The sequence below is a fragment of the Niabella ginsenosidivorans genome (genome assembly GCF_001654455.1).
Taxonomy (GTDB): domain Bacteria; phylum Bacteroidota; class Bacteroidia; order Chitinophagales; family Chitinophagaceae; genus Niabella; species Niabella ginsenosidivorans.
The window spans coordinates 4,396,054-4,418,150 of the sequence record NZ_CP015772.1 but is presented as its reverse complement, the minus strand read 5'-3'; the positions used below and the strand labels follow the sequence as shown (position 1 = coordinate 4,418,150).

Sequence of the window (22,097 nt, the reverse complement as noted above, 5' to 3'; positions counted from 1 at the left end):
CAATTATTGTATACATTTGTCAAATGCATCGTAGTTGCATTTTATTATTTGAATTATTGTAATGGCAAGGGTATTGGTGAAATTCTTTTTATTCAGTCTGTTTTTATCCGTTCTTTTCCCCGCAAAAGCACAGCAAACAGGGTACACCCTTTCTCTTATTATAAGAGACAGGACATCCGGTTTGCCATTGCCGTCTACCGGGCTAACAGTTAATGCCAGGCAATATGCTGCGGATGACAGTGGGAGGATTGTGCTGCATCTGCCTTCGTTAAAAAGTTTTCATGCAAGGTTTTCATTGATAGGATACAATAGGCTGGATGTTCATTTTTTCCCAAAAAATACGATTGAGGCTGATACGGTTTATCTTACACCAGGCGAAGGCACCTTAGAGCAGGTAACCGTAACGGGATATAAAGTAACCAATGGTGTAAATGCCATTGCCCCCGCCACTGTATTAACAGAACAGGACCTGGATAAAATGCGCGGCGCCAACCTTGCCAACCTGCTGCAAACGATTCCGGGGGTGAACATGCTGCAAACAGGTAACACCATTGCAAAGCCCGTAGTAGGTGGCTTGTACGGCAACCGGGTACTGGTCATCAATAATGGCGTCCGGCAGGAAGGGCAGCAATGGGGCATAGAACATGCGCCGGAAGTAGACCCCAATATTGCGCAGCATATTACAGTAATTAAAGGAGCAGATGCAGTGCGCTACGGGGCAGAAGCATTGGGAGGCGTCATACTGTTGGATCCCGCAGCATTGCCTTTCAATGACCCCGCATTGCACGGGGAAGTAAATATAAATGGCGTTTCTAACGGCCGGGGTGGTTCAGGCTCGGCAATGCTGAACAGCAGTTTTAAAAAAACGCCCCGGCTTGCCTGGCGCGTTCAGGGCTCTTATGTAAAGCTGGGTGATTATCGTACAAAAAATTATTTCCTGGAAAATACCGGAACGGAACAAAAGAACTTCTCCGGTGCGCTGGGGTACCAGGGAACCCATTTCGGCGGGCAGGTGTTTTACAGCCAGTTCCAGACAAGCCTCGGTATCTCGCTCGCGTCTGATATTGGGAGCATTGATGATCTGAAGGCCCGCATGCAATCAACAGGCCCTTTTGAAGAAGGCAGCTTTTCCTATAAATACAGTGCGCCCTACCAAACCGTGCTGCACCGGTTATTAAAAGCCGGTATTTATTATAATACCTATGACGGCAGCCGGTTTGAGGTCAATTACAATTTACAGATTGACCACCGGCAGGAGTATGACCGGCGGCGCGGCGACAGAAGCACCCTGCCCATTAATGACTGGATATTGCATACCAATACACTGGAAGGTACCTGGCAAAAAACCTTTGCGGAAAAATGGCATACCACGGCAGGCATTAACCTGAGGGGGCAAAGCAATTATAACGATACCATTACGCTCTCCAACCCGTTTATACCCAATTACAGTGCTAACTCTGCAGGCGTCTTTGGTATAGAACGGCTTACTTTAAATGATAAGATAGACCTGGAAGCGGGCGCAAGGTACGACTACCAGCAATTTAACGCTTCTTCACGGCGTTTCCTGTATCAGTATTATGACAGTCTGGGGAATATAATACCGCCTGAACAGTTGGGGAATTATAATGGGTATACTACGCTCAGGGGTGCTTATCACGAATATGGAGGAGACAGGCATTTTGGCAGCTTTTCCTTTATTGCAGGCGGCTTATGGAAGATAAATAACCTGTGGGACCTGCGCTCTAACCTGGGCCTGGCATGGCGTACGCCCAATCCGGAAGAATTGTATGCCTATGGGCTGAACCAGGGCGCCAATAAATATGAATACGGCGACAGCACGCTGAGCAGCGAGCATGGTTATAAATGGATCACAACGCTTACAAAATCAGGCGCCCGGTTTTCATTTTACACCAATCTCTATTTTCAGTATATACAGAATTATATCTTCCTGAACCCGGCCGGCTCCTTTACAAAAACGGTCACGGGCTACTACCCTATTTTCCGGTTCGGGCAAACGAATGCTTTTTTTAAAGGATTGGATTTTGACGGCAAATACAATTTTGGCAATGATGGCAAACAGTTCCAGTACGAATTAAAAGCAGCTTTGATACGGGCTTACGACCATACCAAAGAGGCTTACCTGCCCGCTATCCCGGCAGACAGGTATACCAACAGCCTGCAATGGAACATTCCTTCATCCAAAAAAACGACAGATAATTTCTTACAGGTGAATTATATGTATGTAACGCGGCAAACGCGCTACGAGCCCAACAGCGATTATTCACTTCCGCCCGGGCCTTACGGCTTATGGGGGCTGGACGCCGGAACTAAATTCCTGCTGGGCAACGGAAGCAGATCACTGACCATTGACCTGGCGGTAGAGAACCTGTTCAACAAAGCTTACCGCGACTACCTGGACAGCTGGAGATATTACACGGATGAGATCGGCAGGAACATACAGTTGCATGCCATTTTCAGATTCTGATCAATGGAAAACAAATAAAATAAATAATACGGTAATCTAAAACAAATGAAAATGAAAAAGAGAAACATTTTATTACCCGGCGCGGCAATCCTGGCAGGCGCCCTGCTGTTTAATTCCTGTTCAAAAACCCCCTCCGATGTAGGGCAAAAGGTGGCTCCGCAGGAATTTTACTCCTCTACGGAACTGGTGGTAACACCGGGTCATTTGACCGACACAACCGGTGCGCTTCCTGTGTTTACGGCTGACGGCGCTTCCCAAACCTATTATGTGGACGCGCTGGGGCAGTATTATTCCATTAACGGTAAGGATACGGTGAAGGCAGAGACGCCTACGCTTACCTGGTCGGCCGGGCACGACTACCAGTTCCAGATCAACTTCCGCGATGAAGACGGCAAGATCAGTAATGACGAATATACCGAAGAAGATAATGAGGAAGCCGGTGCCTATATTCACCAGTTCTTCTTTGTACCGGTTGCATCCGGCAGCATCAAGCCGGTAGACCAGACAAATGACGATGGGGATAAGATCATCGGGTTTACAAACATTAACGGACTTGCCGATCATGGCGGGCTGAGCTATTTCTACGGAGATAAAGGTACCAGGTTTACGAACCAGAAGATAGGCTTAAACGGTTATTTTCATATTGTAAAAGCAGGACAAAATTTTGATATGGTTGTAGATTTACGGCATGGCATACAGGATAAATTTACTAAAAATTATCCCTGGTATGATGATGCCTTTTCCAAAGCCAGCAACGATGTCAATGCTCCCTTTGGCGCTACAGACTTTGCTACCTTGTTCCATCTGAAGATACAAACAACAAATTGATCCGGTAATACCTTCTCTTTATAAAAACAGTACCTGCTTTAACAAAAGCAGGTGCTGTTCTTATAAGGGTGGATCCGCCAGCGTGAGCATCAGTACTATGAATGAAAGTTCATTTTTGAATACTCTGAATCCTCAGCAGGTTGCCCGCAGGGCAGTCCCACAGGAGATAGTAGAATGGATGAATAAAAGGCAACAGCCCGTACGGTGGTCTGTTGTGCTTCAATTGCTTTTTGTATAAAATAATATTTTTGATAACCGGTTATTATCAGATGTGTTTGCCCCCGAAAACAAGGTTTTCCGGGGTACTATATGATATAAATACATAAATTCGTGATTAATTTTTATTCCAGAATATAAGGATGCATAACCCCGAAGCAATTTTTAATACTGTTTATTATGAATATCATGCTGAAGTATATGATTTCGTGCAGAAGAAGGTAGGCTGTAGTTACCTTGCTGAGGAAGTTGTACAGCTGACCTTTATAAAATTCTGGAACAACCGGAAAAAAATACCGGAACATATTGAGCTGCGTACACAGGTTTTTCAGATTGCCAAAACAGTGCTGATCGACCAGTTGCGGAAAAAATACAGCAAAAAGAATTCCGTTTACCGGGCGCCTCAGGCAGACAGGGCTTACGAGCCCGTAAATCATGATGTTGCCAATAAAGTAAATTTTAACGATACGAGGGCAAGGATTGAAAAACTGCTTAACACGTTACCACCCGTACGGAAAAAGGTTTTTGAGCTCAGCCGCTTTGACGAATTATCGCACAAAGAGATCTCAAACCTGCTCAATATCAGTATAAAAACAGTAGAAAGCCATATTACCCATGCATTAAAGCATATTAAACTGTACTGGTATATGGTATTACTACTGGCTTTATCCGTTTGCTTATAAGCAAATATCAATAATGAAGATCCCTGACGATATAATTGCAGATTTCTTTGCCGGAAAGTGTTCAAAAGAGCAGGAGGAAGAAGTTTTATCCTACTTTGAAAATAACAGGGAGGCATTAAATAACTACCTGCAGCCCGATGATCTGCCCGCCGGGCAGTCCGGCGGTTCGTTAATAGACAGCGCTACTTCCGGGAAACTGCTTGCCCGGATACATAGTCGGCTTCAAAAGAGCGCAGCCAGGAAACGGGCACTAAAAGGTGGCATCCTTTCTTTCTTAATTCTTGCAGGCATAGCAGGCTGGCTGGTGTTTTCTTTAAAAAAACAAAACACCGGAATCGACTCCGCCGCTGTTGTTAACATTGAACCGCAAACAATGCAGCAGGCCAACAGTTCCGGTAAGCCGGAACAGCTTCAATTGCCGGATCATACAGCCATAATCCTTTACAATAACAGCTGCATTACATACATAAACAATTCCGGCTTAAAAGAACGGCAGGTCTTTATTGAAGGAGAGGCAGACTTTAAAGTGGCCGGAGATACCGCAAGGCCATTTGTTGTTTGGGCCGGCAATATAGCCACAAAAGCGCTGGGCACCCGGTTTAAAATAAAAGCAGAAAAAGAAAAGGTTACGGTACGGTTGTATGAAGGAAAAGTGGTGGTATGGAATAAAGATCAGGTCAATCCGCCGCAGTATTTTTTGACGCCCAACCGCCAGATCGTATTTAAGACCAATCAAAACAGGTTTACAGTATCCCTGTTGCAGCCGGCAAAACAGGAATCTTCCAGGCCGCGGCAGCCGGAGAAGCAACAGGCAGCACTAAAAGGAACCATCTCCTTTAAAAACGTGCCTCTCAAAGAGGCTTTTGATAAAATTGCAGACGTTTTTGATGTACGCATCACCTATACAGCAAAGGATCTGGAAGCGATTCATATAATAGCAGATTACTCCCGGCAGGAGTCTGTAGAGAAATTGCTGCAGAATATTGCCCAGATCAATAACCTGAAGCTGGTAAAAATTTCTGACAAAGATTACCAGGTATCCCGGAAATAAAAATGACCGCGGTAGTGCCTTTCCCGGTTAAGTCCTTTCATTTATAACAGGGCATATCTATTTTTTTGAAAAAATATAAAGAAGAATAGGGGGTAGCCCCTGCTGATTGCGTATAAATAATATGAGAAAAGATGTCATTCTTCTAAAATTATGTTTGTTTAATGAAAAGAAAATTGATTAAAACCTGCTTACTGTGTATGCTGGGCTGCTGCTTATTTTCCATTGCCGGAACAAGTCAGGCGCTTGTTTCTGTTAACGGTATGGTTACCAATGCTGAAGGGGAGCCCCTGGATGGGGTAACAGTAAAAGCCCATAATACGGTCAATACAAAATATGCTTACAGCACAGTAACGGATAGTTCCGGAGCCTTTTCATTTTCCGGTATTAACCCCGAAGGCAAATACAGGTTTACGTTCACCCATATCGGTTATGAGGAGCGTACCATTACAGGTTATACGCTGGCCCGGCAGGGTAATACCTCAATAATGGTAAAGCTTACGAAAGATTCAACCTCTTTACAGGATGTGGTCATTACAGGTTATACCAGTTATTCCAGGCAAAACTCCACGAATGCAGCCACGGTTGTTACAGCTGATAAGATCAATAATGTTCCGGCGCTCACGCTGGATCAGATATTGCAGGGGCGGGTACCGGGCATGAGCGTTATATCTTCCTCCGGCCAGCCGGGTCAGTCAGCTGCAGTGGTGATACGCGGCATCGGCAGTATTAATGGTTCTTCAATGCCTTTATATGTGCTGGATGGTGTTCCTATTGAAGGTAATTATCTCCAGACCCTCAATGCGGAGGATATAGAAAAGGTTACGGTATTAAAAGATGCTTCTGCAAAAGCGCTTTATGGATCAAGGGGCTCAAACGGTGTAATTGTTATTACCACTAAAAAGGGTAAGGCAGGAAAAATAAACGTGCAGTACAATTCCCAATACGGTTTTTCCAACTTTACCAGCCCCCGCTTTACCATGATGAATACAGCGCAGCGGCTTCAGTTTGAAGAGGAGATAGGAGCAGACTATGGCAGAAACCTGGGGCCCGGCTGGACCTATTCCCCCCAAAACCCCGACTATATTTCCGGTACGCAGGCCTTCAGGGACAGGGCAGATCATATCCTGGATAGTTTGAAAAAAGTAAATATAGACTGGCGGGATTTCTTTTTTCAAAAAGGAAAATTTATTGAACAGCAGGTAGGGCTCAGCGGGGGCAATGAAAAGGTGCGGTTCTATAATTCTTTAAATTACTACAGTCAGCAGGGTATAGCAAAACGAACAGGCTTGGACCGGTTTACGCTGCGGAGCAATGTTGATTTTAAAGACAAAAAATTATCAGGCGGCTTAAATGTGGCCATCGGCTACTCCAAATCGTCCTTTACGGAAGGAGAAGGCTCTACAAGCGCCGGCACAGCAATGTCTGCTGTTTATTATGCGCTTCCTTATGAATACCCTTACGCGCCGGATGGTACCTTGGTGCACCCCGGCAATGAGTCTTCTTATTTTATACTCGATCAGCGGGAGGGAAGCCAGGCATTGGAGCGGCTGCTCAACTCTTCCGACAAAACAGACCAGTTGAAAACGATTATAGGCGCCAATCTTAACTATGACCTCCTGCCGGTCTTAAAATTATTTACGCGGGCCGGTATTGATTACCGGAACTCAACTGATCAACGTTACATTAATCCGGACTCTTACTATGGTTCAAGAAACAATTCAAACACAGTAGGAGGCAAGGGGAGACTGGATGAAGGCACCAGGAGGAATTTTAGTTTAGTGTCCACTTCCGGTATCACCTATAAAAATACCTTTAATCAGGTGCATGAAATTGAGGCCTCCGGTATTTACGAATACATCTATAATAACTATAACAGCTTTGGATTTACCGGTTTTGGCCTGGATGGCCGTCTGCCTGAAACGCCGGCAGGTGTAACAAACGGAAACCCTGATTTTATGCCAGTGGTAAGCGGTGGTAAAACGAAAAGCGCATTAGCCTCTTTTATGAGCATCTTACGTTATACGTTTAATGACAGGTATACGTTTACAGGCAGCTACCGGTATGACGGGTCTACAAGAGTAGCGCCCAAAAACAAATGGCATGGCTTTTATTCGTTTGGTGCCAACTGGGCAGTAAAGAACGAAGCCTTCCTCAAAGAATCGGATCTTATACAGGATTTAAGGATCCGTACCAGCTACGGTATTACCGCCAGCCCCATCGGCAATGATTTTGAATACCTCCCAACTTACTCTACTGCTACTTCTTATGGCGGCGTTGCGGGGATCAGGCCTTTAAACCCCGGAAATCCTGATTATGACTGGGAGTATGTAAATGAGTTCAATGCGGGTTTTGATATAGCCCTGTTAAGATCAAACCGGATAAGGTTAACAGCCGATTTTTATAACCGCAAAACATTCAATATGTTTTTTGATCAGCCCCTGTCGGCCACCTCCGGTTTTTCAACATTGCCGTTAAGCACCGGGAAAATGCAGAACAGGGGTATTGAATTTGCGTTAAGCGGGGATGTGATAAAGAACAAAGACCTGGTATGGAGCCTTTTTGTAAACGCCGCCTATAATAAAAATAAAATACTGCACCTTACCCCGCTTGCAGATGAGCTGTTAGATGGGGATACAAGGATCTTTAAAGTGGGATATCCTTATGGAACCTATTATGCCCCGCAATGGGCAGGCGTTAACCCTCAAACCGGTGAAGCCCGGTATTATAATCTTGACGGGACCATTACCACCACCTATAATGCAGCAGAGCAAAGCACTACCAGATCCGGCAGTTTATATCCAAAGTTTACAGGTGGGTTTGGCACTTCGGTTTCCTGGAAAGGCATTAGCCTGAGCAGCCTGTTTTCGTTTGTTGATGATGTGATGCGATGGAACAATGAAGATTTTTATAACGAGAACCAGCGCTATGCAACCAGCAACCAATCCGTACGCATGCTGTACGACCGCTGGAAAAAGCCTGGCGATAATGCCATCCTGCAACGGTTTGATATTCCAAGAAATTTTACATCCAAAGATATTCAGGATGCTTCCTTTTTAAGATTAAGAAATATAGTGCTGTCCTACACGCTGCCCAAACAGCTGCTGGCACCCACAAAATTCTTTACGGATGTGAAAGTGTTTGTACAGGCTGAAAATTTATATACCTGGACCTCCTGGAGAGGGCTGGACCCTGAAAACAACAGTGTTTACGGACGCTTCCAGTATCCTAATGCACGTACTTACACTTTTGGATTAAACATGAACCTTTAAAGAACAAGTGATGATCAATAAAACAACTGTTAATATCTATATAGTACTGTTTACAATTTTTGCAGCCGCTTCCTGTACTAAATTAGACCTGAAGCCGACCGATGTCATAGATCCTTCCAAGGCATTCAGAAATGTGTCTGATGTAAATATGGGTTTGATAGGCGTATATGCCCTGGTGGATTATGATCAGATCAGCCTGAATAGTACGGTTTCTGATGAAGCCATGTACCCAACGGAAAATACAGTAGGCAACAGCGATGCGTTCCGGTGGTTGTATACGCCCAGCAGCGGCTCTGTCACGTCTTTTTACTATACGGGCTATACGGCTATTGACCGGGTGAACAGGACCCTGGAAGGGTTAGAAAAACTAACGATCAGCAATGCGGATGCCCCGCTTGCAAACCAGTACAAAGGAGAACTTTTAGCATTAAGGGCCTATTTTCATTTTGAGCTGCTGAGAGCATATGCTTCCGCCTACGAAAGCGGCGCAATGGGTGTGCCTTATATGAAAGCCTCAGCGATCGGCTATCCTGCCAGGGATAATTTTGAAGTAGTGATTGCGGATGCTAAGGCAGACCTGTCGGCAGCAAAAGACCTGATCCCTGCATCTTTCAATGATAAAACGCGGATCACTAGGGCTGCGGTTGCTGCTCTCCAGGCAAGGATCGCTTTATACGAAAAGAAATGGAGCGAAGCCGTTACCTATGCCAATGAGGTCATTGATGCACAGCCGTTGGCCTCTAAAAGCCAGTTTCCCGGCATCTGGACGGATGCCAATGACAATGAAGTCATCTGGAAAGCAAAAAGAGTGGGAACAACCGGTTCACGGGTCGGAGGTTTTTATTACAGGGAACAGGGCGGAATTGTATTGTACGCACCTGCCTTTAAATTGATCCATTTATTTGATACCACCAATGATGTCAGGGCAAAGGCCTATATCACATACGATCCGTCCAGGACCGGTCTCAAATCAAAATACCGCGTCAGTAAATACATCGGGGGAACGGCTTCAGCTCCGGGGTTAACAGATATTAAACTATTCCGCACCGGCGAGGTGTATCTTATAAAAGCAGAAGCGCAGGCAGAAGGAAGTAACTGGGCGGATGGTGCAGCCACTTTAAATGCATTAAGAGCACAACGCATCCGTAATTATACAAATGCTGCTTTTGCAGGTAAAGAAGCGTTGATTACGGCTATTATGGAGGAACGGTTTAAAGAGCTTGCTTTTGAAGGTCACCGGTTTTACGACTTAAGGCGCAGAGGATTGAGCGTTCAGCGGTTGCCTGAAGACGCAGTAAATGCCTCTGGTGCGGTAACACTGGCGCCAACAGCGGCACAATATGCATTTCCTGTTCCTGCAACTGAGGTATTGATCAATAAAGCAACGAAACAAAATCCCGGTTATTGAGGATGATGAAGCATTTATTTCCTTTTATAATAATACTTACCTGCTGGCATACGCTGGCCTGCGGTAAAGACAGTAGTACCGGCAGCCCAAATCCTCCGCCAGCCGGAGGTGGCGCACAAACGCCCCAAAGACCCGGGTCCTTGGGGCTGGTAGGGGATACAGCGGATGTAATAAAAAGTACGGGGGGCGGCATGGTGCTGATGGGCGGTGGTACAGATGTAGACGCAGCTTTTAAATGGATGATTGACAGAAGCGGCGGCGGCGATGTAGTGATCATCCGCGCGTCCGGAACAGATGCCTATAATCCTTATGTGTACAAGCTGGGCGCTGTTAACTCTGTTGAAACCTTATTGATCAACAGCCGGGAACTGGCTGACAATGATGCCATAGCGCGCATCATCAGGAATGCGGAAATGCTTTTTATTGCCGGTGGAGATCAGTCAAAATACCGGGAATACTGGAAGGGTACCAAAACCGAAGCAGCGATCAACTATCTGTTAAATGAAAAAAAAACGCCTGTGGGAGGAACCTCCGCAGGCTGTGCCATACTGGGCAACCTGTATTACAGCGGGGAAACAGGCGGGGTAACTTCAGAGGAAGCATTAAATAATCCGTATAATGTAAATATTACGTTATACAATTCTGATTTTATTCAATCGGGCCAGTTGAAAAATGTGATTACGGACCAACACTTCCTTACAAGGAGCAGGGAGGGCAGAACGATGACGTTCCTGGGCAGGATCATGAAAGACTGGTCGGTTGCGGCCAAAGGGATTGCCGTTGATGAGCGTACTGCCGTTTGCATTGATAAAGAAGGAACAGCTAAGATTTTCGGTTCATCAAAAGCGTACTTTTTACTGACTGATAGTTCGAAAAAACCTGAGCAGTTTCAGGTTGGTCAGAAAGTTACCTGGTCTGATAACGAAAAAGCGGTACGTGTTTACGAAATAACCGGGAGCAACAGTGGCGCAGGCTCGGTAAATACAGTTAGCTTTGATGTGGATTCTTTTTCCGGAGGCACCTGGTATTATTGGTATATAGCAAATGGAGTCTTATTTAAAAAACAATTATAGTCCGGTTTAATTCTCTTGTATATGATTTATAATTTTAAAAGCATTCTGCTGATCCTTACGATTTTTTTCTGTGCTGCAGTTCATGCGCAAAATAAAAAATATGTTCTCGTAGTGCATGGCGGCGCCGGCACCATTTTAAAAAAGAACATGACCGCTGAAAAAGAAAAAGCATATACAGAAGCGCTTACACAGGCATTACAGGCGGGGTATAACGTCATTAAAAACGGGGGTGCCAGCCTGGATGCGGTGGAAGCAGCCATTCATGTACTGGAAGACAATCCTTTGTTCAATGCCGGAAAGGGCGCTGTGTTCACACACGATGGAAGAAATGAGTTGGATGCTTCCATCATGGATGGTAAAACCCTGAAAGCAGGTGCCGTGGCAGGTGTTACCACTATCAGGAACCCGATCACTGCCGCAAGGGCGGTAATGGACAGATCGGAGCATGTAATGATGGTGGGTAAAGGCGCGGAAATTTTTGCAAAAGAAGCGGGGCTTACCATCGTAGACCCTAAATATTTCTGGACAAAGGAACGGTGGAAGGGATTGCAGGAAGCTATTAAAGAAGATTCAGTAAAAGCCGTATTGGACCACAACAGCAAAACCACTTCCAAACTGGGCACCATCAACAGGGATTATAAGTTTGGTACAGTTGGTTGTGTGGCTTTGGACAATGCTGGCAACCTGGCGGCAGGTACTTCTACCGGTGGTATGACCAACAAAAAATACGGACGGGTGGGCGATTCTCCAATCATAGGAGCCGGTACGTATTGCGATAACCGCACGGCAGGTATTTCCTGTACCGGCTGGGGAGAGTTTTTCATCAGGAATGTGGTAGCCAAAACGATTTGTGACCTGATCGCGTATAAGGGCTATTCCATTGAACAGGCTTCAAAAGAAGTACTGGACAATGTGGGCGCAATGGGCGGTGATGGGGGCCTGATCATCCTGGATAAGAATGGAAATATGGCCATGCCTTTCAATACTGAAGGTATGTACAGGGGTGCTGTAACGGCCGATGGTAAAATTGAAGTACAGATCTATAAAAATTGAGAATGAGGTTGCTGAATAGTTTGATCCTGGTGCTCCTGCTGGCTGTTCAGGCGTATAGCCAGCAGCCTGCCGGTAAAGGCTGCTTATTTATTATAGGAGGTGGCTCCCGCGGCGATGCCTTAATTAAAAGCCTTGTAACTACAGCCGGGCTTCATAAGAAGGATTATATAGTGGTTCTGCCCATGGCCAGCGAACTGCCGGATACCGGGTATAAGTATATCAAAGAGGAACTGGAAAAATTTACAAACGCTCCTGTACTGTTATTTGATTTCAGGAAGCGCAATGTTGCGGATAAAAGCGGTGTTGATTCTTTGCGCAATGCGCGGCTTATTTATATTTTAGGAGGCGACCAGAACCGGTTTATGGCCGTTGTTAAAAATACCCCGGTCTATGAGTCCATACATGCTGCATTTAAGAACGGAAGCACCATTGCAGGCACCAGCGCCGGTGCAGCAGTGATGAGCAGATATATGATCACGGGCCGCCAGTTAAAGGATACGGTTTATAAGGAAACTTTTGATAAGCTGCTTCCGGCTAATATTGAGTTTTCCGAAGGGCTGGGATTGTTGCAGCATACGATCATCGATCAGCATTTTATAAAACGCAGCCGCTATAACCGCCTACTGTCTGCATTGGCGGCTTATCCCGGGTATTATGGAGTAGGGATAGACGAGTCAACAGCTATCATTGTAAAAGGCAATAAGGCAACCGTAGTGGGAGAAAGCCAGGTGCTGCGGTTGATAGCGGAAGAGCCGGTAAAAGTGTCTTCCGGGGGCCGGCTGGCCTCTAAAAATATCCGGCTGGGTATTTATACAAGCGGGCAAACATTTGATATTCTTCCGTAGAGGCCAGTCCCGGTATTTTCTGCATTTGTATGTGTAATCCTCCGGTTGGCAGGATGCCATGACAAATGCATCAAAAATGTGTAAAAGACAATTTAAAGTTTGAAATTGTGACGGATAGAAGATTCCGGAGATAAAATGATAGGGCTTATTGAATAATTCGGCGTTATTCCCGCATGTGAATTGGAACAGAAAACACAAACTTACTGATATACTATTGTCACCCTGATTGCATTAATTGTTACCTTATAGATTGCCGGAATATAACCCTGAATTACCCTTCATCGCTGTACCCATAATTTTTCCAATTCTGTAATACTTTTTCCTGAAGGGATGCAGGCCATGCATTATTAAAGTCCGAACGCACAGGGCGTTTGTCCCTGTCAAACCGATCCGCTAAAAGACAATTATAAATAACTTTAGTTACTTTAAATCTTTGCTTTTCTGTCGGTTCAAGAAAAACAGGTAAAATATTTTGCGCCTGTTCAGAAAAATATATTTCACTGTGATACGGATGTGCGCGGCTTGCGAACGCCCATATTACTTCTTCCGGATTGGTGACATCGATATCATCCTCTAACAGAATAATTTTTGCGATGCCAAATCCCGCTTTGGAATGAAATACAACATTCCCGATTGCTTCAGCAACTTCTTTTGAAGACAGGTTTGTTATTTCGTGCCAGTCTTTACGGACCGCTACTACCATCCAATGGTTGGCACTTTCCAATACTATCCAGCACATTGAAACAGGCAATCCTGATGAACGGAGCAGGTAAAGCGTTTCTGCAGCATGGGGTAATCCCCAGCCCGTATGATTTTCATCAACAGGTGTGCCCGCAACCGCAAATGGTAAAATGGCATTGTCTCTGTAAGTGATTGCACTGACATGCAGGACGGGTTTTGGTGAACCTTCATCGCCTACATAACCCGGATATTCGTCCATCGGGCCTTCTTCGTATACATCTATGTGAGAAATGTGCCCTTCTATGATTATTTCTGCCGTGGCAGGCACAAGGATATTCACTGTTTCTGCCCTGACCAATTCAAGCGGTTCATTGAAATAGGCACCCAGATAGGCGGCCTCATCCACATTTTCCGGAACAGGCATGCCGCCCACGTAGGGGAGACCAGGTTCTACCCCCAACGCAATAGCAACAGGTGTGGGCGCTCCTTTTTCTTTCCATTTCGCATGGATCATTCCGAGGTGCTGATTCGGTGGGATCAAACAGGCCAGTCTTGTTTTATCAATCAGCATCATCCGGTTTATGGACCAGTTCGTCCAGCTTCCATCAGGCGTTGTTACAATGTTCAACCCAAAAGTCTGCAGATACCTGCCGCCGTCTTTCATATGAATTTTAGGGGTAGGCAGTTTTAACAGATCTACATCATCCCCGATCCATACATTTTCTTTACAGGGAACCTTTTTGTTTTGACTGATGACCGGTGGGATCAGGTCCCTTTTTCTTGCTGCCACCAGTTTTTCGATCACTTCTAAGGGGGATGCATCTGCTTCCACTCCCAAAGCAATATTTACCCTGCTGTATTTATAGCTTTTTTTTGCTGACAAACCTCCGGGCGCTCCCAATGCACGAAAACCAGCGATATTTTTTATTTTGTTAAAAACAGGCATAGGAGCTCTCAGGTCCATGCTTCGCCTTGTAATGGCGCTCATCTCCAGATCCCAGTCAACTTCCTCGTCGATTTCCTGTACTTCACCTATTTGTTTCAGGGCTTCAATAAATGCTCTAAGGCTTTTTAAATGTTTCATTTTTAAGTTTATTCAGTTTTTTCTTTCCACCGGAACATACCCGGAACTTCCAGATCAAATAAGTCAAGCGTCCGGCCAACTGTGTAATCAACGATGTCGTTTACTGATCCGGGCTTATTATAAAATGCCGGAACCGGGGGAGCAATGATGCCTCCGTTTTCTGTTACCGCAAGCATGCTTTTCAGATGCCCGGCATGCAGGGGCGTTTCACGAACCAGGAGCACCAGTTTCCTCCTTTCTTTTAAAACAACATCTGCTGCGCGCGTAAGAAGGTTGCCGGTAGCTCCGGTTGCTATTTCAGATAGTGTTCTTACTGAGCACGGAGCCACGATCATTCCCATTGTTTTAAAGGAGCCACTGGAGATCGCAGCTCCAATATCCTGAACGTTATAACTGAAATCTGCAAGATTCTTTAACGCTTCGGATGAAATTTCTGTTTCAAAGGATCGGGTCATTTCTCCGGGTTTGGTAATCACCAGATGTGTTTCAATGGCTATTTCTTTTAATACCTGTAACAACCGGATGCCATAAATAATACCGGTTGCCCCGCTGATTCCGATAATAATACGCCGCTTCCGATCCGGTCGGTTTTGTGAATGTTTATCCATTGTCTTGCTGGTTCTTTTGAACAGATGGTCTTGTGATTCCGGCATTTGCTCCTGTCATTAAAGTTATTTTTAGTATACTTGTTACCGGAGTATTTTAAACCCGATGTATCTGTTTTTAGTAACCATAGTGGTACTTAGCCATATCAGCAGCATCATTTCCGTACTGCGGGAATGTGTAATATTACCCAGGTCAATAATATCCTTCCAGCCAAATTGTTTCAATATTAACTCCGCTTCCTTTTTTGAGCTGCTGTCATTTCCCGCCAGGAACATTGTAGCGTCGCCACCACATTTAGCCGCATCTACCATTACTTCACAGTTTACAATATTCAATGTTTTTACCACGCTGGTTTGGGGAAGTAGTTGTTGAATGGCTTCGCCCAAGGAATGGGTATTGGAAAGCGCAGGTATAAGCGTTGGCGGCATCCCCTTTGAAAAATCCAGCGGATTACTGATGTCAATTAATATTTTTCCTGCAAGTGTTGCCGCGCCGGCAATTTTTATCGCTTCAGGCGAATATGCGCCTTTTGTGCAGTTAAAAATAATTTCACCATAAGCTGCCGCATCGGCAAATGTGCCCTGTGTGGCGCTTTTGCCATTGGCTTTTACCCACTCTGCGGCTTTGGTATTGTTGGCAGTTCTTGAGCCCATTTTTACCTCGTAGCCTAATGCTGTAAGCTTTGAACCGATGGTGCTTCCTACTATTCCTGTTCCCAATATTCCTATTTTTTTCATTTTTATGCTTTTTAATGTGATGAATTTTCTGATTCCTGTAATGACCTGACGACCCTTTCATTAAGAGCGGGTCAGCTTACGGGATAGTTCCCGGAACAGCAAAACGATGTAGTTTACATACTCTGATTTTAAACAGAGCTATACTTTTTTCAGTAGCAAAAATAAATAGGGTATCTTCGGTCAGCAATAACTGTCAATTTTAACAGGTTAAATTTCTTGGTATGATTGTCAAAGGGAAAAATGTCGTTTACAGGCTGGATGGCAAATTATATCATTGCCCAATGGACATTACAATGAAGTATATTGGCGGTAAGTGGAAAGCAGTAGTGCTTTGGTATCTGAAGGGCGGTACATTGCGTTTTGCGGAATTAAAGAAACGGATACCTGCTATTACTGAGAAAATGTTAAGCATTCAGTTGCACACACTGGAAGCGGACGGCTTAATAGAAAGGAAAGTGTACGGCTCTAAACCACCCGTTCGTGTGGAATATTCACTTACTGAATTTGGAAAAACCCTCATTGAAACGCTTAACGCCATATCAAAATGGGGCAGGAATTTAGGAGCGAATAGAGGAGAGCTGGTGGAATTACAGGAGAAATAACTCATCACGAATGATTGCCGGGAAGAACATATTGCAATAAGAATAGTGAAGGTTTCCAAAGCTTTGGTTTCAGGGAACGGCGCCTTTAAATATAAATAGTAAGTAGTAGTTTCTTTTTCCACAGTTATTTGATAAAGCAGCGTACCTGATGGAAGATCCTGTGTCTATTCAATATTTAGCGTCTAAAAAGAATAAGAATTTTTTGCGAATGACAATGTTATCTAAAAATGTTTGTCAATTGTTTATCAGCAATCACAAAAAAAGCAGCTACTTTTTCGTAACTGCCTGATTTTCTTGTGGTCCCACCTGGGCTCGAACCAGGGACCCTCTGATTATGAGTCAGATGCTCTAACCGGCTGAGCTATAGGACCAATGCTGTTAACAGCAAATTTTTTAGGCAAATCGTTTTCTCCTTCCGGTAAAGGGGAGGGCGAAATTAAAAAAAAATATGATGCTGCAAGCAAAAAATATCAATTTAATCAGGAAAAAATACGGCTTCATTAAAATAACAGGGGCGTATTAACCTAATTTTAACCCAAAGACGAATATATTTGCGCCAACTTTAAAATATTTATGAAGAAAATAGCTTTATTTCTTATTGCCAGCTTTTTGCTTAGCGGGATATTGTACGCACAGGTTGATTCCACAGGTAACATACCTCCGCCAACAAAAGAAACAAAAGAAACTCCTGCCAGGCCTAAAAAGAAATACGATCTTACCAAAAGGGCTAATGACCATTTTCTTGTCCAATTTGGCTACACTAACTGGCTGAGCAAACCAGACAGCATTCAAACTGGGGGGCTGCCCAGGAGCGTGAACGTATATTTTATGCTGGACTTCCCCTTTAAAACCACTCCTCAGCTAAGCGCGGCTATTGGATTGGGCATTGGATCAGACCACATATCACTGGATAAAAAACAGAATTTTGCTAATGTAAAGGCAACTTCAGGCACAATGCCATTCCTGTATGATACGCTTACCACAACCATCAAAAAAACAAAAGTGGTAACCAGCTATTTGGAAGCCCCGATAGAGCTGCGCTATGTAGCCAACCCGGAGCACAGTGACGGCAGCTTTAAGTTTGCCATTGGTATAAAAGGAGGGTTTTTGATCAAATCAGGCACACGTTCCAAATTGCAGGAACCTGGTACCCAGGAATACATATTAAAGGAGTCCAGTAAATATTATTTCAATACAACACGTATTGCAGGAACTGCCCGCATCGGTGTGGGACATTTTACCCTGTTTGGTTCTTACCAGTTTACCAAGTTGCTCAAAGATGGCGTTGGGCCTAACCTGCGCCCGGTTACTGTTGGCCTGAGCTTTGGCGGCTTATAATATTTTTAAAAGAGCACTATTAAGTTCGTATTTTTTATATTGAGCCCGGCAGGGTACTGCTATGAAACTTCGTTGCGTCGCACACTTCAGCTGCAGTGCTGCTATTAACAGCCTTCAATGGCACGTAGTAAATACAATATTGATTAATAAATGCATGAAAGCGGATCATTTGATCCGCTTTTTTTGCCGGTAGCTGCCGTTTAAAAAGAGGAAATTCGCACAATGAACTATTAACGTGGAATGCGATTAATGCCTTTGTAGTTTGGAACGGTTGATCCGCTTATTTGTTTATTGTACAGAGGTATGTGATCTTCACAATGCTTGTTCTCTGAAATTTCCTGTTACTTTTTATTACAGTTTTTTTATCTTCTCTCAGGGCAGGTTGTAAAGGTTTCTAAGTACAGGTAAAACATATCGGTCACTGAACAATAAATAACCACGGAGCTTTATTGGTAATAAATATCTTTACAGATTACCGGTCCCTGATTGAGGGTGCGGTCAGGCTGGATACAGCAGATGCCTTTCAAAACCGGCTATCAGTATTTGCCTTTATGATTATTAAAAAGATGCTCATGAAAAATTGGTTGATTGTTTTTATAAGCTCCGTTATTGTTGGAGGAACGCTTCATGCACAGAAGGCAAAACGCCCTAATATTATTTTGTTTTTGGTAGATGATATGGGCTGGCAGGATACCTCGGAACCTTTCTGGAAAGAGAAAACACCATTAAATAAAATTTATCGCACTCCTTCTATGGAACGGCTGGCAAAAGAGGGCATGAAGTTTACGAATGCCTACGCAGCACCAGTATGTACTCCTTCGCGGGTAAGTTTAATGACGGGTATGAATACGGGGCACCATGGGGTTACCAACTGGACGTCTCCCCTGCTCAATACGCCTACTGATCAAAAGGATGATCAGTTTGAGACGGCAGACTGGAATTATAATGGCCTCAGCCCTGTTCCGGGAGTTCCTTACACCATTTATGCCACCACTTTTCCTCAATTATTAAAGGATGCAGGCTATTTTACAGTGCATGTAGGTAAGGCACACTGGGGCTCACAGGGAACTCCCGGCGCAAACCCTAACAATATGGGCTTTATCGTAAATATTGGCGGTGGCGCGGCTGGTCAGGAACAATCCTATTATGGTGAGGAGAATTATGGAAATAAACCGGGCATCTATTCTGTGCGGGCAACCCCCGGCCTTCAGGATTATTACGGAACCAATACCTTCCTCACCGAAGCACTTACCCGGGAAGCTTTAAAAGCAATAGAAACGCCCATTAGCCGTAACGAGCCTTTTTATTTGAATATGGCGCATTTTGCACTCCATGTTCCTGTTCAGCCAGATCCCCGGTTCATTGAGCACTATAAAGACCTTGACCCGGAGGAAGCCGCATATGCCACCTTAATTGAAGGAATGGATAAAAGCCTGGGAGATATTATGGACTTTCTAAAAAAGAAGGGGGTGGCAGAAAATACCATTATTATTTTTATGAGTGACAATGGCGGCCTGAGCATTACAAACAGGGGTGGTAAGCCCAATACGCAAAACCAGCCATTAAAAGCAGGCAAGGGTTCTGTAAACGAAGGAGGCATCCGTGAGCCTATGATTGTAAAATGGCCGGGAGTGGTCAGGGGCGGTACAGTAACCAACCAATATGTAATTATTGAAGATTTTTTCCCAACAATATTGGAAATGGCCGGTATAAAGAATTACAAATTGGTTCAGCAAATAGACGGACAGAGTTTTGTGCCCCTGCTGAAAAACCCCAACCAGACTCAGAATACCCGGAGCCTTATATGGCATATTCCAAATAAATGGATAAAAGACGACGCAGGCCCTGGCATCAATTATTACAGTGCAATACGAAAAGGCGACTGGAAGCTGATCTATAGTTTAAGAACAGGTAAAACGGAGCTGTATAACTTAAAGACAGATATTGGGGAAGAAAAAGACCTTGCTTCCGGAAACGCGGACCGCTGCAGACTCCTTACTACGGAATTATTTCATCAGTTAAAAGAATGGAAAGCGCCGATGCCTGTTGAAAAAACAACAGGAAAGCCGCTTCCTTTTCCGGTGGAGTAGTCGCTCTTTTGGCATAAGTTGATTGATGTAATTAATTTATTTACAATTAATTAAATGGAGTTTAAGCGGTGGGTCCCCGCATACAAAATGGAGAGCTCCATATTGTTAACCCATTAACACGGCGGCAGTTAATTAGTGCTTTAAAGTAGGGAACAGTTGCTATGCTTCTTGTTTATTAGTATTAGAAAAAAGAAGTGATCCCTTACAATGTCGGTTCTTGGAAACTTTCCTGTCGCGTTTATTACAGTTTTTTTATCTTCCCCCTGATTTTAGCGTTATATGAAGGATAGGGCACATTTGTTATACCTGCAAAACAGGGTGGCTTATGCCAGGGATCAGGCGGCTTATAAAGAATTGTACCTGTATTTTCATCCTGCTCTTTACAAAATGGCCTATACTATTCTTCAGCAGGATGTTTTGGCTGAAGAGGTCGTTGCAGATGTAATGATCAGGATATGGACCATGGAAAATAAGCTGGCCTATGTAGGTCATTTAAACACGTACCTGTTAACTGCTGCCCGCAATACCGCCATTACTTATTTAAAAAAACACCGTATGGAGACCCGCTTGCCGGAAGCTGCGGGTAATGGAGAACCGATGTCTGCCGATACCCCTGATCAGCAGTTAATGGCCACGGAACTTTCAGTGCTGATTGAACAAACAGTGCAGGCATTACCGCCCCAATGCCAGATGGTATACCGGTTAATAAAAGAAGAGGAGCTCTCTTATAAAGAAGCAGGAGCCGTTCTGGAATTATCACAGAATACACTGGAAACGCATATGCGTTCGGCATTAAAAAAGCTACGGAATGCCCTGGATGACTATCTTATGAAAAAAAAATCCTGAAGGGTTCACGGTAACCCCATTTTTAACAGTCTTATTAAAAAGCAATGGACAAAAAACTGGAAAATAGGTTTTACAGGTTGTTTGCACTGAAATTATCTGGAGAAGCCAATGCAGAGGAGTTGCAGGAACTGGAAGCCATATTGGTACAACATCCTGAACTGCAGTTTTTTTATGATGAATTGATCAAACCCGCGCAGCGGGACGCCAGGGATACAGAGCGGGCGGAGATTTCCTACGCGGCACATGCGGCCAATATGTATGTGCAGGAAATGCTGACCGAAAAACAGGGATTGCCTGCCCGGCAGCACCCCGTTCGTTTTACAAAAAGATGGGTAGTGCCTGTTGCGGCTGCAGTGTTGTTAGCGGTGTTGCTGCTGGTAGTGTTTCTTAACAGGAAACCCGGCGCAATACCCGGTGCAGGTAATGAAATGGCTACTACAAAAGGATCCAGGTCGCGGATTCGCCTGCCGGATGGTACTGTTGTCCTGCTCAATGCCAACAGCAGGCTGAACTATGACGAAAAGTTTAAAGGAGATGTACGGGAAGTATCATTGTGGGGAGAGGCTTATTTTGATGTAACGCATGATGCTGCCAGGCCGTTTATCATTCATACAGGTGCCGGAACTATAAAAGTGTTGGGTACAGCGTTTAATGTGAAGGCCTTTGATAACGGCGTTTTTGAAACTGCATTGATCCGGGGAAAAGTAGCCATCCGGTTAAAGGATCATGCAGACGAAGATTTTGTACTGAAACCCGGCCAGAAGCTGGTGGCCAGCCATAACAACAATAAAACAGACTCTGTAATGATCCTGCCGGTAACGGTTAAAGACAGCCTGATTGCCGAAACATCCTGGACAAAAGGCCGGCTGGTTTTTGTTGACCGGCCTTTAGCTGAAATTACGGCAGAACTGGAGCGGGTATTTGGTGTAACGATTGTTTTTAAATCAGAAAAGGCCAGGCAGTACCGGTATACAGGAACCTTTGATGATACAGATCTGGATCAGATACTGGAAATACTGAAGCTTTCCAAACCCATTAAATTCCAGAGGGATAAAAACCGGATCACTATTGAATAAGATTACAAAACTATAAATCAGGAACTATGGTAGGATAAAAAGAAAACAGGATCTGTTAAAAAGGGAATGCGCCAACATTCCCCTAAGTAATTGCACATTAAAGGTATGTAAGCGCTCTAATGTGCT

17 protein-coding genes and 1 tRNA gene are annotated in these 22,097 nt (G+C 44.4%); 14 read left to right on the top strand and 4 right to left on the bottom strand.

Features of this window, described 5'->3' with window-relative positions:
* The first annotated feature begins 61 nt into the window (after positions 1-61).
* The 9 genes from A8C56_RS18670 (at position 62) to A8C56_RS18630 (ending at position 12,911) form a co-directional block, all read left to right on the top strand.
* Positions 62-2,485 (top strand): TonB-dependent receptor, encoded by a 2,424-nt coding sequence (locus A8C56_RS18670; protein WP_067759424.1) that lies wholly within the window; start codon positions 62-64, stop codon positions 2,483-2,485.
* A gap of 51 nt (positions 2,486-2,536) precedes the next feature.
* A complete protein-coding gene (locus A8C56_RS18665) occupies positions 2,537-3,313 on the top strand; it encodes a hypothetical protein (protein ID WP_157098035.1) in 777 nt (258 codons plus the stop codon).
* Between the two features lie 359 nt (positions 3,314-3,672).
* Positions 3,673-4,212, top strand: coding sequence for an RNA polymerase sigma factor (locus A8C56_RS18660; protein ID WP_067759419.1), 540 nt, complete (start codon positions 3,673-3,675; stop codon positions 4,210-4,212).
* A gap of 13 nt (positions 4,213-4,225) precedes the next feature.
* Positions 4,226-5,263 (top strand): FecR family protein, encoded by a 1,038-nt coding sequence (locus tag A8C56_RS18655; protein WP_067759417.1) that lies wholly within the window; start codon positions 4,226-4,228, stop codon positions 5,261-5,263.
* A 161-nt stretch (positions 5,264-5,424) separates the two neighbouring features.
* On the top strand, positions 5,425-8,532 hold the full coding sequence (locus A8C56_RS18650) for a SusC/RagA family TonB-linked outer membrane protein (RefSeq protein ID WP_067759415.1): 3,108 nt from the start codon (positions 5,425-5,427) through the stop codon (positions 8,530-8,532).
* A gap of 10 nt (positions 8,533-8,542) precedes the next feature.
* On the top strand, positions 8,543-9,940 hold the full coding sequence (locus A8C56_RS18645; RefSeq protein WP_067759413.1) for a RagB/SusD family nutrient uptake outer membrane protein: 1,398 nt from the start codon (positions 8,543-8,545) through the stop codon (positions 9,938-9,940).
* Positions 9,941-9,942: 2 nt separating this feature from the next.
* On the top strand, positions 9,943-11,013 hold the full coding sequence (locus tag A8C56_RS18640) for a cyanophycinase (RefSeq protein ID WP_067759410.1): 1,071 nt from the start codon (positions 9,943-9,945) through the stop codon (positions 11,011-11,013).
* A gap of 21 nt (positions 11,014-11,034) precedes the next feature.
* Positions 11,035-12,066: an isoaspartyl peptidase/L-asparaginase family protein gene (locus tag A8C56_RS18635; protein WP_084490282.1), complete on the top strand. Its 1,032-nt coding sequence runs from the start codon at positions 11,035-11,037 to the stop codon at positions 12,064-12,066.
* Between the two features lie 2 nt (positions 12,067-12,068).
* Positions 12,069-12,911, top strand: a complete 843-nt coding sequence (locus A8C56_RS18630) for a cyanophycinase (RefSeq protein WP_084490281.1) — start codon at positions 12,069-12,071, stop codon at positions 12,909-12,911.
* A 271-nt stretch (positions 12,912-13,182) separates the two neighbouring features.
* Here the strand turns inward: A8C56_RS18630 and A8C56_RS18625 are convergent, their stop codons facing one another.
* From A8C56_RS18625 to A8C56_RS18615, 3 genes are all read right to left on the bottom strand, one after another.
* The gene (locus A8C56_RS18625; RefSeq protein ID WP_067759405.1) at positions 13,183-14,676 is read right to left on the bottom strand and encodes a UbiD family decarboxylase; all 1,494 of its coding nucleotides are present in this window, start codon (positions 14,674-14,676) and stop codon (positions 13,183-13,185) included.
* A gap of 8 nt (positions 14,677-14,684) precedes the next feature.
* Positions 14,685-15,284, bottom strand: a complete 600-nt coding sequence (locus A8C56_RS18620; RefSeq protein ID WP_067762267.1) for a UbiX family flavin prenyltransferase — start codon at positions 15,282-15,284, stop codon at positions 14,685-14,687.
* Between the two features lie 81 nt (positions 15,285-15,365).
* Positions 15,366-16,019: an NADPH-dependent F420 reductase gene (locus A8C56_RS18615; RefSeq protein WP_067759403.1), complete on the bottom strand. Its 654-nt coding sequence runs from the start codon at positions 16,017-16,019 to the stop codon at positions 15,366-15,368.
* A 221-nt stretch (positions 16,020-16,240) separates the two neighbouring features.
* Between A8C56_RS18615 and A8C56_RS18610 the strand changes: the two genes are divergently transcribed.
* The gene (locus A8C56_RS18610; protein WP_067759400.1) at positions 16,241-16,621 is read left to right on the top strand and encodes a winged helix-turn-helix transcriptional regulator; all 381 of its coding nucleotides are present in this window, start codon (positions 16,241-16,243) and stop codon (positions 16,619-16,621) included.
* Positions 16,622-16,918: 297 nt separating this feature from the next.
* On the opposite strand, the gene A8C56_RS18605 is transcribed toward A8C56_RS18610, so the two are convergent.
* Positions 16,919-16,992, bottom strand: a tRNA-Ile gene (locus A8C56_RS18605).
* A 202-nt stretch (positions 16,993-17,194) separates the two neighbouring features.
* Between A8C56_RS18605 and A8C56_RS18600 the strand changes: the two genes are divergently transcribed.
* The 4 genes from A8C56_RS18600 (at position 17,195) to A8C56_RS18585 (ending at position 21,971) form a co-directional block, all read left to right on the top strand.
* Positions 17,195-17,959 carry an outer membrane beta-barrel protein gene (locus A8C56_RS18600; protein ID WP_067759398.1) on the top strand — a complete coding sequence of 255 codons (765 nt, stop codon included), beginning with the start codon at positions 17,195-17,197 and terminating at the stop codon, positions 17,957-17,959.
* Positions 17,960-18,531: 572 nt separating this feature from the next.
* Positions 18,532-20,049 carry a sulfatase gene (locus A8C56_RS18595; protein WP_067762264.1) on the top strand — a complete coding sequence of 506 codons (1,518 nt, stop codon included), beginning with the start codon at positions 18,532-18,534 and terminating at the stop codon, positions 20,047-20,049.
* A gap of 279 nt (positions 20,050-20,328) precedes the next feature.
* On the top strand, positions 20,329-20,895 hold the full coding sequence (locus A8C56_RS18590; RefSeq protein ID WP_067759397.1) for an RNA polymerase sigma factor: 567 nt from the start codon (positions 20,329-20,331) through the stop codon (positions 20,893-20,895).
* 44 nt (positions 20,896-20,939) lie between these two features.
* Positions 20,940-21,971: a FecR family protein gene (locus A8C56_RS18585; RefSeq protein ID WP_067759394.1), complete on the top strand. Its 1,032-nt coding sequence runs from the start codon at positions 20,940-20,942 to the stop codon at positions 21,969-21,971.
* Positions 21,972-22,097: the final 126 nt, after the last annotated feature.

Coding starts and splice junctions, on each gene's coding strand:
- A8C56_RS18590 (WP_067759397.1), top strand. CDS start 20,329: ATGAAGGATAGGGCACATTTGTTATACCTGCAAAACAGGGTGGCTTAT.
- A8C56_RS18650 (WP_067759415.1), top strand. CDS start 5,425: ATGAAAAGAAAATTGATTAAAACCTGCTTACTGTGTATGCTGGGCTGC.
- A8C56_RS18645 (WP_067759413.1), top strand. CDS start 8,543: ATGATCAATAAAACAACTGTTAATATCTATATAGTACTGTTTACAATT.
- A8C56_RS18585 (WP_067759394.1), top strand. CDS start 20,940: ATGGACAAAAAACTGGAAAATAGGTTTTACAGGTTGTTTGCACTGAAA.
- A8C56_RS18610 (WP_067759400.1), top strand. CDS start 16,241: ATGATTGTCAAAGGGAAAAATGTCGTTTACAGGCTGGATGGCAAATTA.
- A8C56_RS18595 (WP_067762264.1), top strand. CDS start 18,532: ATGAAAAATTGGTTGATTGTTTTTATAAGCTCCGTTATTGTTGGAGGA.
- A8C56_RS18625 (WP_067759405.1), bottom strand. CDS start 14,676: ATGAAACATTTAAAAAGCCTTAGAGCATTTATTGAAGCCCTGAAACAA.
- A8C56_RS18630 (WP_084490281.1), top strand. CDS start 12,069: ATGAGGTTGCTGAATAGTTTGATCCTGGTGCTCCTGCTGGCTGTTCAG.
- A8C56_RS18640 (WP_067759410.1), top strand. CDS start 9,943: ATGATGAAGCATTTATTTCCTTTTATAATAATACTTACCTGCTGGCAT.
- A8C56_RS18635 (WP_084490282.1), top strand. CDS start 11,035: ATGATTTATAATTTTAAAAGCATTCTGCTGATCCTTACGATTTTTTTC.
- A8C56_RS18655 (WP_067759417.1), top strand. CDS start 4,226: ATGAAGATCCCTGACGATATAATTGCAGATTTCTTTGCCGGAAAGTGT.
- A8C56_RS18620 (WP_067762267.1), bottom strand. CDS start 15,284: ATGGATAAACATTCACAAAACCGACCGGATCGGAAGCGGCGTATTATT.
- A8C56_RS18615 (WP_067759403.1), bottom strand. CDS start 16,019: ATGAAAAAAATAGGAATATTGGGAACAGGAATAGTAGGAAGCACCATC.
- A8C56_RS18665 (WP_157098035.1), top strand. CDS start 2,537: ATGAAAAAGAGAAACATTTTATTACCCGGCGCGGCAATCCTGGCAGGC.
- A8C56_RS18660 (WP_067759419.1), top strand. CDS start 3,673: ATGCATAACCCCGAAGCAATTTTTAATACTGTTTATTATGAATATCAT.
- A8C56_RS18600 (WP_067759398.1), top strand. CDS start 17,195: ATGAAGAAAATAGCTTTATTTCTTATTGCCAGCTTTTTGCTTAGCGGG.
- A8C56_RS18670 (WP_067759424.1), top strand. CDS start 62: ATGGCAAGGGTATTGGTGAAATTCTTTTTATTCAGTCTGTTTTTATCC.